Origin of the sequence: Limosilactobacillus coleohominis (genome assembly GCF_016901675.1) — a bacterium.
In the GTDB taxonomy this organism is placed as follows: domain Bacteria; phylum Bacillota; class Bacilli; order Lactobacillales; family Lactobacillaceae; genus Limosilactobacillus; species Limosilactobacillus intestinavium.
In genome coordinates, this window is record NZ_JACJKU010000012.1 from 1 (window position 1) to 15,121 (window position 15,121).

Genomic DNA, 15,121 nt, shown 5'->3' on the forward strand with positions numbered 1-15,121 from the left:
GCGCAGTATAACAATAGGGCCCAATGCTCGACAAACCGAGCACTAGACCCTACTGTGGTTTTTAAAAGCGTGAAATCAAAGTCGCAAAGGGCTTCTATCACACTTTCTCCTCTATTTAAAATTTATTGCAAACACTCTTAAATGTATTGTAATTGGTGCTCATGACTAAATGCCCGGTCAATAATTGCACTTCCCAAGCATTCTTGTCCATCATAGAATACTACTGCTTGTCCAGGAGTGATTGCTCTTGCCGGTTCGTCAAAGGTTACCGTTACCTTCTGTCCATCTTCACTAATATCTACAGTAACTCCCTCATCAACCTGACGATAGCGGAACTTCGCAGTACAGTGGAAATGGTGACCATAGCGGCTAACAACATCATCTACCCAGTGAATATCACTAGCTTCCAGATGAGTAGCATAGAGATGGGAATTGTGGTAACCCTGTCCCACAATAAGAACATTGCGCTTGATATCTTTGCCAATAACAAACCATGGCTCATTACTTTCCTTATTTCCACCTAGTCCAAGCCCACGTCGTTGACCAATTGTGTAATACATCAAGCCAGCATGTTTACCAACGACCTTACCATCAATTGTTTCCATATTACCTGGTTGCGCTGGTAAATACTGACTCAAGAATTCACGAAAATGACCATCTTCACCAATAAAACAGATTCCCACAGAATCTTTCTTATCAGCCACTGCCAGGCCAGCTTCCTTCGCAATTTTTCGAATTTCAGGCTTTGTATACTTAGCTAATGGGAACATAACATGATCAAGCTGCGCGTGATCTAACTGACTAAGAAAATAAGTTTGGTCTTTATGTTGATCAGCAGCACGCATCAAATGCATATTGCCTTCAGCGTCACGATTTAAATCAGCATAATGACCAGTTGCTACATAGTCAGCACCCAATTGATTAGCATATTCAATAAATGCTTTAAATTTGATTTCTTTATTACAAATTACATCTGGGTTAGGAGTTCTCCCCTTTTTATACTCTGCAATAAAGTATTTAAATACCCGATCCCAATACTCTTTTTCAAAATTAACAGAGTAGTATGGAATCCCAATTTGTGTTGCTACTTTAGCAACATCTTTATAATCCTCTGTCGCGGTACAAACACCGTTTTCATCAGTATCATCCCAGTTTTTCATAAAAACACCAACAACGTCGTATCCCTGGCGTTTTAATAAAAGTGCAGTAACTGAAGAATCAACTCCACCGCTCATACCAACGACGACACGTGTATGACTATTATCAGTCATGCAAATCACCATCATTTCTAAATAGATTCTGGATCCATCTACGATTGAAGGTCGCATGTCCAGTAACAATCATTATACCAAATCATCGGCATTCGGGAATAGTAATTCACTTACTTTTTATCAAAGATTCCACGTTCAACCATTTCATCCAAAATAAAATGTAGTTGGGTTACAAACTCATCCCGGCGACTTTGTTTGAAGATGTTCACTTTGGAAAATCCATTGGAATTAACAGTATCCATCTTAAAACCACTTAAATCACTATTAACCGTAATTTGCAGTCGTGCGAATGGCTTAAATGGGGATTTGCGATCTAATGAACCAAGGTATCGATAGTTGCCACGCTTAGTCTTTTCAAATCCCAAATCTAATAATGTATATTCCTTTATTTGAGGACTAATTGCATACTTATCTGAATCTCCTTGCAATTGGTTTACCTTTTCAAATTCCATAATCAAGCCTTCTCCAATTCATTAAAGAGTTCTAATAGCATTTGTGCAGAACGCCGACCAGCTTGAATAATAAATTCATCAAAACTTACGCCAGCATCTTCATCCGCTGTATCCGACATTGCTCGAACAACAACATAAGGCACATGATGGTCATTTGCAACTTGGCCAACTGCTGCTCCTTCCATCTCAGCAGATAGCGCATCGGGGAAAAACTTCTTAATCTTTTCAATTGCTTCCTTGCTGGCAACAAATTGATCGCCGGATACAATTAGTCCCTTTTCAATATTTAGGCCAGTTTTTTCACCAGCTTTGGCTAAGGCTTCGCCCCATTTCTTGGATGCTTCAAACCTTGCAGGTTGTCCAGGCAATTGACCGTAATCATAATCAAAAGTTCGTGCGTCCACATCATGATATGCTGTTTCAGTAGAAATCACGATATCTCCAACATGTTGATTTTTGCCAATTCCACCAGCTGATCCAGAATTAATAACCACATCAGCGTCGAAATCTGTAATCAAATGCTCAGTTGTGATCCCTGCTTCTACCTTACCAATTCCAGATTCAACAAGTACCACACTTTGGTTGCTGATAGTACCAGAGTAATATTTCTTATCACCAATTTCTTTCTCATTGACGTTCTCAATGTGTTCTAACAATTCCTTCAATTCTTCAGGCATTGCACAAATAATTCCAAATTTCATTTGAATCTCCTAACCTATAAAAAATAAAAATAGATATACCAAAATAATTGCCAATACTAATCCAATAATAATTTTATTTAATTTAGTTTTAAGCTGCTGTGTTTTTTCATTAGCAATCGTTTCTTTGTCTTCTTCTAAAGTCTGTTGCCGTGTTAAACCAGCCTCATCCTCGTTGATATCATCTTGTTTTTCATGATGTCTTCTGGATAATAGTGGTGATTCATCCATATTATTATCACTATTTTGATGATGAGGCCACTGGTCAAACCGAAATGAACCATTACCATCCTTAGAAGATTTTTCCTGTTCCTCACGATATTGACGACGAGTCATTTGATGGTCATCACTCATGCATTTTTCTCCTTTTGAGCCCAATAATAGATTGCCATTACTGTTTTCATATCATCAATTTTTCCTTCTCTAATCATCGTTAAAGCTTCGTCTAATGAAACTGTAATAAGATGTATTTTTTCATCATCATCTTGTGGCAATTGATGCTTTACCTCTGACAAATCAGTAGCATAAAAAAGCGTAATTTGCTCATCAGTAAAACCTGGAGAACTAAATGTTGAGGCTACTTTCAATAATGTTTGAGCTTGCAGACGAGTTTCCTCATTCATTTCCCTTTTTGCGGCATGAAGAACATCACCGTTATCACGACTATCTACTTTACCTGCAGGTATCTCAAAGGTGACCTTTTTCACTGGAGCTCGCCATTGTTGTTCTAAAATCACCTTATGATCATTTGTGATCATTAACAATGCAATTGCCGGGGCATGATGTACTATTTCACGAGTCGCCTCCTTACCACCAGGAGTAACAACCCTCTGCTTTTCTAAAGATAAAATATGGCCACTATATATTTGTTCTGAAGATGTCACACGTTCTTCGAATTCCATCGTTAGCACTCCTATTCTAATACACGAACATGGGCAGCTTGCATTCCCTTTAAACTAGGAATAATTACAAAACCGACTTTAACACCAGGACGCATTAATTGACGTGAACTTTTTTCGATTCCGCGAGAATGAACGAAAATTTCACCATCATGTGGGGAATTAATAAAACCCCAACCTTTATCTTTTTCATAACTTTTTACAGTACCAATGATCATAAAAATCCTCCAAAAAATAAGACATAGCCATAAATGCTATGCCTCATTTTACAACACCATTCTTAGCTTGTCATGAACCCAGAACTAAGCTTGGTGTTTTCTTATTTTTCTAAGCCTTCTGTAACTGTTTCAGGGAAGTTTTCACGAACGATCTTAGCACAACGTGCACACAGTTGTGGATATGCATCATCACTGCCAACATCTTCCTTCGTCATACGACAACGAGCACATACTTCACCAGCAGCTTGCTCAACTTTAACAGCAGAACCATCATTAAACTGTTCGGCATCGTCTGGTGTTTCGCTAGCATCATGAACTTCTAGATCTGAAACTCCCAGTAATAATGCGACATCATAATTCAATGAATCTAATACTGCCTTCTGACTCGGCTTCAAGTATAAATCAGCTCGTGCTTCTAATGAACGCCCAATAAGCTTTTCATTACGTGCCTCTTCCAGTACCTTTAAGACATGTGAACGGATTTCCATGAACTGGTTCCATTCTACTAACAGTTCATCTTCATTATCATAACTAAGCGGGTCTGGAATTTCTGTCAATTGAACAAACTTCTCAGGTTCATTCATGTATTCCCAAACTTCTTCAGTAGTATGTGGCAGAATAGGTGTCAGCAACTTAACGAGGCCAACCAAGATCTCGTAAAAGACAGTTTGCATTGAACGGCGTTCAAGAGAATTAGCCGGTTGAATGTATAAAACATCCTTGGCAACATTCATATAGAATGCTGATAAGTCATTATTAACAAAGTTAATCAATAATTTATAACCATCTAGGAAGTCATATTGATCAAAGTCCTTGCGCATTTGTGCCAAGAAATGATTAAACTTCACTAACATATATTGATCAACACTAGTTAACTTATCGTAAGAAACGGTATTTTCATCAGCATCAAAATCACTAGTATTAGCTAACAAGAACCGGAAAGTATTTCGTAACTTTCTGTAGGCTTCTGAAATCTGTTGGAACGTCCCCATTGAAACCCGGACGTCAGCAGATGTATCTGCACTCATTACCCAAAGACGAATAATTTCCGCACCCATTTGCTTAACCACTTTAGCGGGATCAATAACGTTTCCTAATGACTTGGACATCTTCTTTCCCTTTTTGTCCAAAGTGAATCCTTGAGAAAGAACTGACTTGTATGGAGCATGCCCTGAAACCACTACACTAGTAATCATACTTGAATTAAACCAACCACGATACTGGTCAGAACCTTCCAAGTATAAATCAGCAGGGTATGTTAAGTAACTCCGCTCATTTAATACTCCCTGGTGAGAAGAACCGGAATCAAACCAAACATCCATGATATCCGTTTCTTTTGTAAACTTACCATTAGGAGAATGTGAACTTGTAAAGCCGTCTGGTAACAAATCTTTAGCATCACGGTCAAACCATACATTTGAACCATATTCACGGAAGAGGTCTGCGACATGGTTGATCGTTTCTTCAGTCATAATTGGCGTTCCATCTTCGGCGTAGAAGATTGGTAAAGGTACACCCCAAACACGTTGACGGGAAATTACCCAATCACCACGGTCTTTTAGCATGTTTCGTAGACGAACCTTACCCCATTCAGGGAAGTATTGGACCTCATCCACAGCCTTCAAAATTTCATCACGCATTTGATCAATTGAAACAAACCATTGATCAGTTGCACGGAATACAATTGGTTGTTTAGTACGCCAATCAAATGGGTAACTGTGCTTTAATGGTTCTTCAAGTAATAATGCATTTTGGTCTTTCAAAAACTTAAGGGAAATGTCATCAGCTTTTTGATAAAATACTCCATCAAATTCAGGGCCATTTTCTTTTGTTAATACCCCTTGATCGTTCATTGGTGCAACAATAGGCAAATCATATTTTTTACCAAAATGGTAGTCATCATCACCATAGCCAGGAGCCGTGTGGACCAATCCCGTACCGGTATCATCAGTAACATAGTCAGCCACACCAACTAATAATTCACGGTCTAAGTATGGGTGAAGAGTAGTCATCCGTTCCATGTCTTGACCCTTCAATGTCTTGAGGACATCATAACTTTCCCAGCCAAGCTTTTCAGCAATTTCTGATAATCTGCTGGAAGCAACTACAAATTTACGATCATCATTTGATGGCTTAACAACTGAGTATTCGAAAGTTGGATTAACCGCAACCGCTTCAGATGCTGGGATAGTCCATGGAGTCGTTGTCCAAACAACTAAATAAGTATCGTTATCCAGTAAATTCTTGCCATCTTTTACCTGTTCAGCAAAGAATGCTGTCTTTGCAACAACATCATGGTATTCAACTTCCGCTTCTGCTAATGCAGATTCTGATGACCAGGACCAATAAACAGGCTTCTTAGCTTGGTATAACAAACCTTTTTTAGCAAATTCACCAAAGACCTTGATTTGAGCAGCTTCAAATTCTTTATCTAACGTTAAATATGGATGATCCCAATCGGCACTAACTCCCAAGCGTTTGAAGCCGTCCATTTGCTTATGAACTTGTTCCATAGCATAGTTGCGACAAAGGTCACGGAACTCAGAAGTCGTCATCTTTTTACGATCATAACCTGATTTAGTTAATTGGTGTTCAATTGGCAGACCATGAGTATCCCAACCAGGTACGTATGGTGAACGATAGCCAGTCATAGATTTATATCGAACAATAAAGTCCTTACTAATTTTGTTCATGGCATGACCAATGTGGATATTACCGTTAGCATATGGTGGGCCATCATGCAGAACGAACGTTGGCTTACCTTCATTTAACTTTTGCCGTTGCTCATAAACTTTATTTTCTTCCCAAAGCTGTTCACGTTGACCTTCTTTTTCAGGCAAGTGACCACGCATTGGAAATTTAGTTTTACCTAAATTCAGCGTATCTTTTACTCGCATCACAATTCCCCCTTATTAAATTGCTAATTTTAAAATAAAAAAAGCCTCGTCCAAAAGGGACGAAGCTTTTCGTGGTACCACCCTATTTTAAAGTAATATTATTACTTCCTTAGGCATTGCATAACGGGTATGACCCGACAGTTTCTATATCATATTCAAAACTGCACTCAGAGCTGATGGAGTTACCAGTTAGACATCGACTTTCACCAACCGTCGACTCTCTGAGACATCGCTGATAACCTCGTGGTCTCATCATTATTTTAAAATTATTGTTCAGATTTATCACTATCTGGGAAAATTACAACTGTTTTCCCTGCTTCGGAATCTGCATCAGATTGTGAAGTAGAATCAGAATCAGTAGTCGATGAATCTGTTGTTGAATCAGAGTTTACACTGGTATCTTGAACATTGTCAACCTTGTTTCCCAAAATCTTTTGAATTTCTGTGAAATCACTCATATCACTGTTTGCTAACAATTCATCCCAATCATTGCTCTTAACAACTTCAAGTTGGGATTCTAGCATAACTTGCAAACGTTGTCTGAAAATTCGCGTTTGCTTTTTCAAGTCGTTAGTTTCAGTGATTAATTTACGGGTAGAGTTAGTTGATTCTTCAACAACTGCATTAGCCTTTTCATTCGCTTCAGAAACAATATCAGTAGCCTGCTTTTGGGCCTCTCTTACCATAATTTCTGCTTCTTTTTTAGCGTTGTTTTTAACCTTATCAGCAGCTTCCTGTGCGACCAAAATAGATTTATTCAATGAATCTTTAAGATCAGTAAAGTACTTTAACTTTTCTTCATTTGCTTTAACCATCTCAGTCAATTCACGGTTCTTTTCATTCAAACTCTGAACTGTTTCCGCAACCTGGTTTAAAAAATCCTTTACTTCAGATTGATTATACCCACGCATTTTTGTATCAAAAGTTTTGTTGTTAATATCAACAGCTGACACTGTCATAATTCTTCCTCCAAGTTTTATGCTGTAATAATTTGTAAATCTAAACGAATATTATTTTTTCGATTCCGTCCACCTGTTTGTAATAGGCGAAATCGTCCACCATGACGAACAGATACTAAATCTTGAATTGCTAATTGGTAGTCGGGACGATTAATTTCTTCCCAATTAACCCGTACTAAGCCGTGCTCAATGTCTTCTTTCGCACGATTCCTTGAATAGTTAAATATGTTAGCAATAACTGCATCTAAACGCATTGATGGTACTGTGGTATGCATTGGCTCCCAATCGGATTGAGGATGCACAAGATCGTCCTCCTCAATAATCTTCATTTGAACATGAACCTTACCAATCCGGTCAACTTCCTGTGTAATATAATCTTGAATGTTATTGTTAGCTACAAACTGCCACTGCGTTTGATCATTAATAATATCACCAAAACTATCACGCGTTAGTCCACTACCCATTAGGGTTCCCAGAATTTGACGATGATGAAGCTCCGCAAATTTAGTTGGATAATTAACTTCAAAAAAATCAATATTGAAGTCCGCTTTATTTGGAACATAATATTCCGGATAGATCAATAGCCTTTGCATTTCAGCACCCGAATAGCCTCCCCAACTTTTCATTTTTAAATTCTCATTTCTATTGACCAAAGTAGAAGCGATAAAAAGCTGGCGAGGATTTAAAAAATTCGTTAGTACTGGTCGATATTGATTACTAGCAGTCGCGATTACATCTAAAATCTGATTAATAAAATTACTTTCGTCTGCGCGAAAGTGCTGACGAATATTTGAATCAACCAATTACTGTCACCTTACAAAATCGTTCCAAGCATTTGAACACCACGTTGTACAAGCCATAAAACAAAAACAGCTACAACTGGTGAAAAACTTACTCCGCCTAATGGTGGGATAATACGTTCAAATACTGAAAGATAAGGATAAACTAGTCGGTTCAAGAAGTCTCCTAATGCGCTTTGACTTGCTCCAGGAAACCAAGACAATAAACACCAAATCACAATCAGTAAAATATACAAACTAATTAAATTATTGATTGCCCACACTAAAAATCCAATCACAGTCCACTCTCCAATGTTTAATTATTAAATGAATTGTTTTCATTTGCGATGTCATTCATAGCTTTACCAGTAACATCAAAATTCTTTGGCGTACACAAGAAGATTTGTTCACCAATTCGTTGAATTTCCCCATCCATAGCAAATACTGCGCCATTTAGGAAATCAACTGTCTTAATTGCAACCTTAGGATCCATTTGACTAAAGTTAATGATGGTTGCTTCACCGTTCAAAAGTTGATTAGTAATTTCACGAGCATCTCCATAAATGCGGGGTTCGAATAACGAGATTTTACCGTTTTCTCTAAGCGAATGCGCACTATTAATAGAGACTATTTTACGATCATTTTTTGATTGACGGTTATCCGCTGCTTGATTATCGTCATAGTAATCAGTTGCAGTACTTTCATCGTTCATTCCAAAGAAATTATTTAAAAATTTTCCAGCCATTTCCAGCACATCCTTTCCGTTTGAGATAAATAAAAGGAGGAACTACGCGTTCCCCATCTTAAAAGTTTACTTCCGTCGATTCTTAAAGAAAGCAGGTGTTGAGAGGTCTTCACCGCCATCATCAACATTTGACAAATCGTCATCTTGAACGCTAAAATCAGGCTTCTTTACATCATCAAAGTTGTTGTCACGATTTGACGATACGTTAATACCATCGCCAGGATCATTCCAACCGTTAAATGGATCTTGTTGGCTAGCATCATCATTATTATTATTTTGTTGACCGTTATCCGTAGCAACATTCTGATTAATGTTTAAAGGAGCTGTGCGATCATCAGATGCCTGTGAAACAACTTGAGTGCGTTGTTCACTTGTCTTTTGTTGCTTGCTCTTATCAATTCCTGTAGCAATTACTGTAACCCGGACTTCATCGTTTAAATTATCGTCAACAGACATCCCAAATGTAATATCAACGTTTGTATTAGCAGCTTCACGAATAACACTAGAAGCTTCTTGTGCTTCAAACATTGACAAATCTTTACCACCAGTAACGTTAACTAAAACATGTTCTGCACCATCAATAGATACTTCTAAGAGTGGTGAAGAGATGGCTTTCTTAGTAGCTTCAGCGGCCCGATTTTCACCAGTAGATGAACCAATTCCCATTAAGGCGGACCCTTGGTTAGTCATAGTGTGACGAATATCAGCAAAGTCCAGGTTAATGTAACCAGGATTAGTAATCAAATCAGAAATTCCTTCTACACCTTGACGCAATACGTCATCAGCTTCTTTGAAGGCCTCCATCATAGGGGTCTTTTTATCAATCATTTCCAATAATTGATTATTAGCGACAATAATCAGTGTATCAACGTTCTTTTTCAAGTTTGCTAATCCTTGAGAAGCTAACTTTGCACGGCGTGTCCCTTCAAAGCTAAATGGCCGGGTAACAACACCCACCGTTAATGCACCTGAGTCCTTTGCAATCTTAGCAATTACCGGTGCAGCACCTGTACCAGTTCCACCACCCATTCCGGCAGTGACAAAGACCATATCTGCACCTTCCAAGATCTTAGTAATTTCGGATTCACTTTCTTGGGCAGCCTTTGCACCAACTTCAGGATTCGAACCCGCACCAAGACCACGTGTTAATTTAGGCCCTAATTGAATTTTAGTTTTAGCTGCAGAACCATCCAGAGCTTGTAGGTCGGTATTAGCGACAATAAAGTCAACCCCATTGACCTTTTCATTGATCATTTGGTTAACAGCATTACCGCCACCACCACCAACACCAATTACTTTGATGCGTGCGCCTTCCATCTCCATTTGGTCATTCGTGTTCGTAGCATTATCCATACAAATACCCTCCGTAATTACTTAATCAAAAAAGTTGCTAAAGAAGTTTCTAATTCCACTCTTCTTATCAGAGTTATTCTTCTCGTTGTCATGTTCTCGAACTGGTGTGGAATTCTTACGACTGTTATGTCGAACAATTCTTGGTCGTTGTTGTTTTTCCGGTGCAACAGATATTTCTTTGTTTGCATCATTTTGATGGGGACTAGCAATTAAATCACCATCGTGAACCGTTTGTTTAATCAACCGATCAACATCATTTAAACTATTTTCATATAAGCATAGTGACAATGCTGTGGCATAACTTGGTTGACGAATTCCCATTTCATTTGGTACAAACACTCGAACTGTTCCATCGAAATATTGAGAAGCAATGTCCTTAATGCCTGGCAATGCTGCCACACCACCATACAAAACCAGTCCACCTGGCAACTGCGGTGCATTAATTGAGTCAAGCTTATCCTTTGCTCGTCTAAAGATCTGACGAATACGTGCCTCAATGACTTCTGACAAGTACTTTTCGGTGTAATTTACTGGTTGAGCTTTACCAACTACATCAACAGCCAATTGCACATCTTCAGCAGCCTGTTCACTATCCGCGTAACCGTGATCCCTCTTAAGTTGTTCAGCGTTCTTTTGAGAAGTGTTTAACACAGCGGAAATATCCTTCGTAATGTAATTTCCACCTTCGGGATCCACAAACGCAAATTTTAGTTGATGATCATGAATAATGCTGGTAGTAGTTTGTCCTGCTCCCAAATCCATAATCACAGTACCAAAGTCTTGTTCCCCATCACTCAAAATGTTAGAACCAGTTGCAATTGGTGCTACCACCATGTCCTCAATTTTCAGACCAGCCTGTTCAACTGATTTTTTTGTATTGTAAACAATGGTCTTAGGGCCACTGTACAAAGTTGCCCACATTTCCAAGCGAATTCCTGACATTCCTCGAGGATCTTTAATTCCTCTAAATTGATCGACTGCAAAGTCTCTAGGAACTAAGTCAATAACTTCTCTTTCAGGAGGAAGACCTTGTGAAAGTGTTGAATGTGCAACATCGATGACATCTTGATTAACAATTTCTCGTGGCTGTCCTTGATTTGATAAATTAATCATTCCATGGACTTGATTCATTTGAAGATAGTTGGCTGGTAATCCTATGATCACTCGGCTGATCTTTACTCCAGACTTTTCCGTTGCTTGCGCAACTGCTTGTTTAATGGCCATGGCAGTCTTATCAATGTCGACAATAACTCCTTGATTGAGGCCACCTGAAGGTTGAGTACCGACACCGATCAATTTCAGCTTGCCCTTTACATTCTCACATACAAGTACCTTGATCGAAGTGGTTCCAATATCCAAACCAACATATATTTGTGAGTTATTCATTTATAAGGAACCCTCCTAAAATTTTTTTGTTAATAAACTGACTTACCTTTAAATTTTACCACACATTAATTAAATGCACTTGTGAATTATACAAATAGTCACATTAAAATCATTATTTGTCATTATTACCGTAATTATACGAATAAGCACCAAATTGTAAATCAACTACTCCGTTACCATTCATTTTAGAAATGATAGATGGATAATATTTCATTTTATTACCCATTGTATCTGCTCGCACCAGAACAGTATTACCATCATTCATTATGAGCTTTAACCGATCAGGATTAAGCTTAGTTGGCGAGAATTGTACTTCAGAAATACCTTGACGAATATATTTTGGCAGAGTACCAATTTCACGAGCAGCAATTTTTAAATGGATATAATTATTGGAAAAATTTGAATAGTGCAAGAAATTATCAACATTACCAGTTATCGGTCGATACTTTCCATTTGACAATAACAGTTCTTGTTTACCATGATGATTAATTATACCAATTACGGGATACTCAGTTATATGCACTCGAACAGAACGTGGGCCCGTTAATTTGACTTGAAGACTCCTAATTTGCGGATTTTTCCTCTGACTTTGTTTTAGCACCATATTTTGATGACGAACTATCCGCCAAACATACCTGCCAGGTTTAATATCAGTAGCGCTTTGCACTTCTTGTTTTGTTAGCTCACTGTTACCAGTCACTTGAACATGACTAATTTTACTTAATGGTGAAATAACGTATACGGCAAAAATTAACAGTAATATAAAGGGGATTAATATACTGGCAACTCGTTTTCCATTACCTATTCTTTGACGATGACCAACTTGGGGAACTTTTTTATTTAATGATGTCTCGCGATCACTTATTTGCTTCAAAGCATTCAGACTGCGCCCTTCAATTTTTCTAAGACGCTTCAGATATCGTCGATGATCATCATTATTGTCGTAATGGTTTGCCAATTCTCGCCCCTCCTTTATTGGTGATCTTGTTCAGCCTTCTTTAAGACGTTTATTAATAAATCAGCCGCATTAGGCCGACCAATCTTCTTGGATGCCTTTGCCATTTTCTCCCTTACTTCTGGATTATTCATTATCTTATCAACTTGAACCAAAAGTGTCCTAGAATCAAGCTTGTCTTCCAAAATCATCGCTGCAGCACCTTGTTTTACCAATGCTTGTGCATTCTTTACTTGATGATTAGCAGTCACATATGGGCTTGGGATTAAGATCGTTGGAATACCCAATGCGGTTATTTCCGCAATGGTGGTTGCTCCAGCTCTAGAAATCAGCATGTCAACTTTCGGCATTTTCTTTGGCATGTCTGGAATATAGGGAACAACCTTTACGTTATCGTTAATGTGAACATTTTTTAATTGATCCATTACTTTTTGATAACGTTTTTGACCAGTTGCAAAAATAACTTGGTAGTCTCGTTTATTAAATTCTGGAATTGCATCGATTACACTTTGGTTAATTTTTGGTGCTCCTTGACTCCCACCAAAAACCATCATTGTTGGTTTATCATCACTTAAACCATCATTAGTCCATGAGTAGTTTGACGATGCATTGGCAGCCACTTGTTGAGCACGAGGATTCCCTGTCATATTAACCTTATCTGCAGGAAATTGATCGCGGGCCGCTTCAAACGCAATTGCGATTTCATCAACATACCGGCTAAGGAATTTATTGGTAATCCCAACAACACTGTTTTGTTCATGAATTACAGTTGGGATATGCATCTTAGCGGCTGCATATAAGACTGCTCCACTAACATAACCACCTGTCCCTAAGACAACATCAGGTTTGAAATCACGGATGATTTTCTTAGCATCATGAACGGATTTAAGAAATAAATAAACAGTTTTAAAGTTCTCTAATGATAATGAACGCTTAAATCCTTGAGTGTGGAGAGTCTTTAAACGAAGACCAGCAGCAGGCACAATTTTATTTTCTAGCCCACGGGTTGTACCAACATATAACACTTCGGTGTCTGGTTCGACTTGTTTTAGACGTTCAATCAATGCTAAAGCTGGGTAGATATGTCCACCAGTACCTCCACCAGAAACTAATAATCGCATTTATTTTTGCTCCTTTTGACCAGTTAATTTTTCGACTGCTTCAATGAACTTGTCACCACGGACTTCAAAGCTTGGGAATTGGTCCCAACTTGCGTTCGCAGGTGAAAGTAAAATAACATCGCCAGGTTCACTCAATTCCCATGCTTTAGGAACTGCTGTTACTGCATTTTCACTTTCATAAACCGGAACACCAGCTTGTTCACCAGCATCTCTCATTTTATCTTTACATTGCCCAAAGACGATTAAGGCCTTAACATGCTTCTTAAAGTATGGAACAAGTCGTTCAAATGTATATCCACGGTCTAATCCACCGGCAAGAAGAACAACTGGCTGTTCAAACCCTTGTAAAGCAACTTCAGTGGCTTCAATATCCGTAGATTTCGAGTCATTGTAGAAAAGACGATCCTGGTATTCCATTACATATTGAAGACGATGACGGACACCACTGAATGTTGTTAATACCTTAACAATTGCTTCATTATCAACACCGCTTAATTTAGCAGCAGCAATTGCGGCCAATGCATTTTCTACATTTTGTGGCCCAATCAAACGAATATCCTTAGTATCCATTACTTTTTCACCACGCCAATAAATTACACCGTTTTTGACATAAGCACCTTCTTCACTCTTGTCAAGTCTGGAGAACGGTACCACGGTTGCGGGTGAACGACGAGCAATATTTTGCCATTCGTCACGGTCCCAGTTCATAATCAAATAATCATCTTTGGTTTGATTCCGTGTAATATTTAATTTTGCATTAATGTAATTTTCCCTAGTTTTGTGGTAATCAAGGTGATTAGAGAAAATATTTGTAATTACTGCGATATGTGGGTGTAACTCTGGAGTACCTAACAGTTGGAAACTTGAAATTTCAGTAACCAAATGATCATCGGCGCCTAATTTTTCCGCAGTTTTTGTAAAGGATACACCGATATTACCAGCATACTTAGTAGTATTTGGAAGCCCTTCATCTAACATTTTTTGAATAAGGGTAGTAGTTGTTGTCTTACCATTTGATCCGGTAACGCTTACTAGATGTCCTGGGAAAATTTCATAACCGAGTTCTGCTTCAGTAATGATCGGAGTGCCTTTTTTGACAAAAGCCGCTACCAAAGGAATGTCATAAGGGATTCCTGGATTTTTGACAACATAGTCAAAATTTTCATCCGCTAAGCTGAGCGGATTATCTCCAGTAATTACCTTAATGCCATCGTTTTCAAGATCTTTGACAATTGAAGGATCATCAGGTGTTTTTTTATCATTAGCAACAACATTTGCTCCTAATTTAACCAACAAGTGAGCCGCATTAATACCACTCAGCCCAAATCCCATTACTAATACATTTTTTCCGTCATATTTTTTTACGTTATTCATAAAAATCACCCTTA

General features: G+C 38.3%; 16 protein-coding genes and 1 other annotated feature. All 16 genes read right to left on the reverse strand.

Annotated features, from left to right (window positions below; translation table 11 throughout):
* Positions 1–137 precede the first annotated feature (137 nt).
* Positions 138–1,271: a tRNA 2-thiouridine(34) synthase MnmA gene (gene mnmA / locus H5975_RS02155; protein WP_204784693.1), complete on the reverse strand. Its 1,134-nt coding sequence runs from the start codon at positions 1,269–1,271 to the stop codon at positions 138–140.
* Between the two features lie 110 nt (positions 1,272–1,381).
* Positions 1,382–1,723, reverse strand: a complete 342-nt coding sequence (locus H5975_RS02160) for a cysteine desulfurase (RefSeq protein WP_178659935.1) — start codon at positions 1,721–1,723, stop codon at positions 1,382–1,384.
* 2 nt (positions 1,724–1,725) lie between these two features.
* Positions 1,726–2,424 carry a 5'-methylthioadenosine/adenosylhomocysteine nucleosidase gene (locus H5975_RS02165; protein WP_204784694.1) on the reverse strand — a complete coding sequence of 233 codons (699 nt, stop codon included), beginning with the start codon at positions 2,422–2,424 and terminating at the stop codon, positions 1,726–1,728.
* A gap of 9 nt (positions 2,425–2,433) precedes the next feature.
* Positions 2,434–2,775, reverse strand: coding sequence for a hypothetical protein (locus tag H5975_RS02170; RefSeq protein WP_204784695.1), 342 nt, complete (start codon positions 2,773–2,775; stop codon positions 2,434–2,436).
* Positions 2,772–3,323: an NUDIX hydrolase gene (locus H5975_RS02175; RefSeq protein ID WP_204784696.1), complete on the reverse strand. Its 552-nt coding sequence runs from the start codon at positions 3,321–3,323 to the stop codon at positions 2,772–2,774. Before H5975_RS02175 ends, H5975_RS02170 begins: the two co-directional genes overlap by 4 nt.
* 11 nt (positions 3,324–3,334) lie before the next feature.
* Positions 3,335–3,538 carry a cold-shock protein gene (locus tag H5975_RS02180; protein ID WP_178659928.1) on the reverse strand — a complete coding sequence of 68 codons (204 nt, stop codon included), beginning with the start codon at positions 3,536–3,538 and terminating at the stop codon, positions 3,335–3,337.
* A gap of 101 nt (positions 3,539–3,639) precedes the next feature.
* On the reverse strand, positions 3,640–6,435 hold the full coding sequence (gene ileS, locus H5975_RS02185) for an isoleucine--tRNA ligase (protein ID WP_204784697.1): 2,796 nt from the start codon (positions 6,433–6,435) through the stop codon (positions 3,640–3,642).
* Positions 6,436–6,487: 52 nt separating this feature from the next.
* Positions 6,488–6,700: a binding site (T-box leader), on the reverse strand.
* A 1-nt stretch (position 6,701) separates the two neighbouring features.
* Positions 6,702–7,394 carry a DivIVA domain-containing protein gene (locus H5975_RS02190; protein WP_204784698.1) on the reverse strand — a complete coding sequence of 231 codons (693 nt, stop codon included), beginning with the start codon at positions 7,392–7,394 and terminating at the stop codon, positions 6,702–6,704.
* Between the two features lie 17 nt (positions 7,395–7,411).
* Entirely contained in the window at positions 7,412–8,197 is a 786-nt protein-coding gene (locus H5975_RS02195; RefSeq protein ID WP_204784699.1) for an RNA-binding protein, read from the reverse strand.
* 11 nt (positions 8,198–8,208) lie between these two features.
* Positions 8,209–8,472 (reverse strand): YggT family protein, encoded by a 264-nt coding sequence (locus tag H5975_RS02200; RefSeq protein ID WP_178659920.1) that lies wholly within the window; start codon positions 8,470–8,472, stop codon positions 8,209–8,211.
* Positions 8,473–8,489: 17 nt separating this feature from the next.
* On the reverse strand, positions 8,490–8,918 hold the full coding sequence (locus H5975_RS02205) for a cell division protein SepF (RefSeq protein WP_204784700.1): 429 nt from the start codon (positions 8,916–8,918) through the stop codon (positions 8,490–8,492).
* A 66-nt stretch (positions 8,919–8,984) separates the two neighbouring features.
* Positions 8,985–10,271 carry a cell division protein FtsZ gene (gene ftsZ, locus H5975_RS02210; RefSeq protein WP_204784701.1) on the reverse strand — a complete coding sequence of 429 codons (1,287 nt, stop codon included), beginning with the start codon at positions 10,269–10,271 and terminating at the stop codon, positions 8,985–8,987.
* A 21-nt stretch (positions 10,272–10,292) separates the two neighbouring features.
* Positions 10,293–11,657: a cell division protein FtsA gene (gene ftsA / locus H5975_RS02215; protein WP_178659914.1), complete on the reverse strand. Its 1,365-nt coding sequence runs from the start codon at positions 11,655–11,657 to the stop codon at positions 10,293–10,295.
* Between the two features lie 112 nt (positions 11,658–11,769).
* Positions 11,770–12,615, reverse strand: a complete 846-nt coding sequence (locus H5975_RS02220) for a cell division protein FtsQ/DivIB (RefSeq protein WP_204784702.1) — start codon at positions 12,613–12,615, stop codon at positions 11,770–11,772.
* 14 nt (positions 12,616–12,629) lie between these two features.
* Entirely contained in the window at positions 12,630–13,733 is a 1,104-nt protein-coding gene (murG, locus tag H5975_RS02225) for an undecaprenyldiphospho-muramoylpentapeptide beta-N-acetylglucosaminyltransferase (RefSeq protein ID WP_204784703.1), read from the reverse strand.
* Positions 13,734–15,107 carry a UDP-N-acetylmuramoyl-L-alanine--D-glutamate ligase gene (gene murD / locus H5975_RS02230; protein WP_204784704.1) on the reverse strand — a complete coding sequence of 458 codons (1,374 nt, stop codon included), beginning with the start codon at positions 15,105–15,107 and terminating at the stop codon, positions 13,734–13,736.
* Positions 15,108–15,121 lie beyond the last annotated feature (14 nt).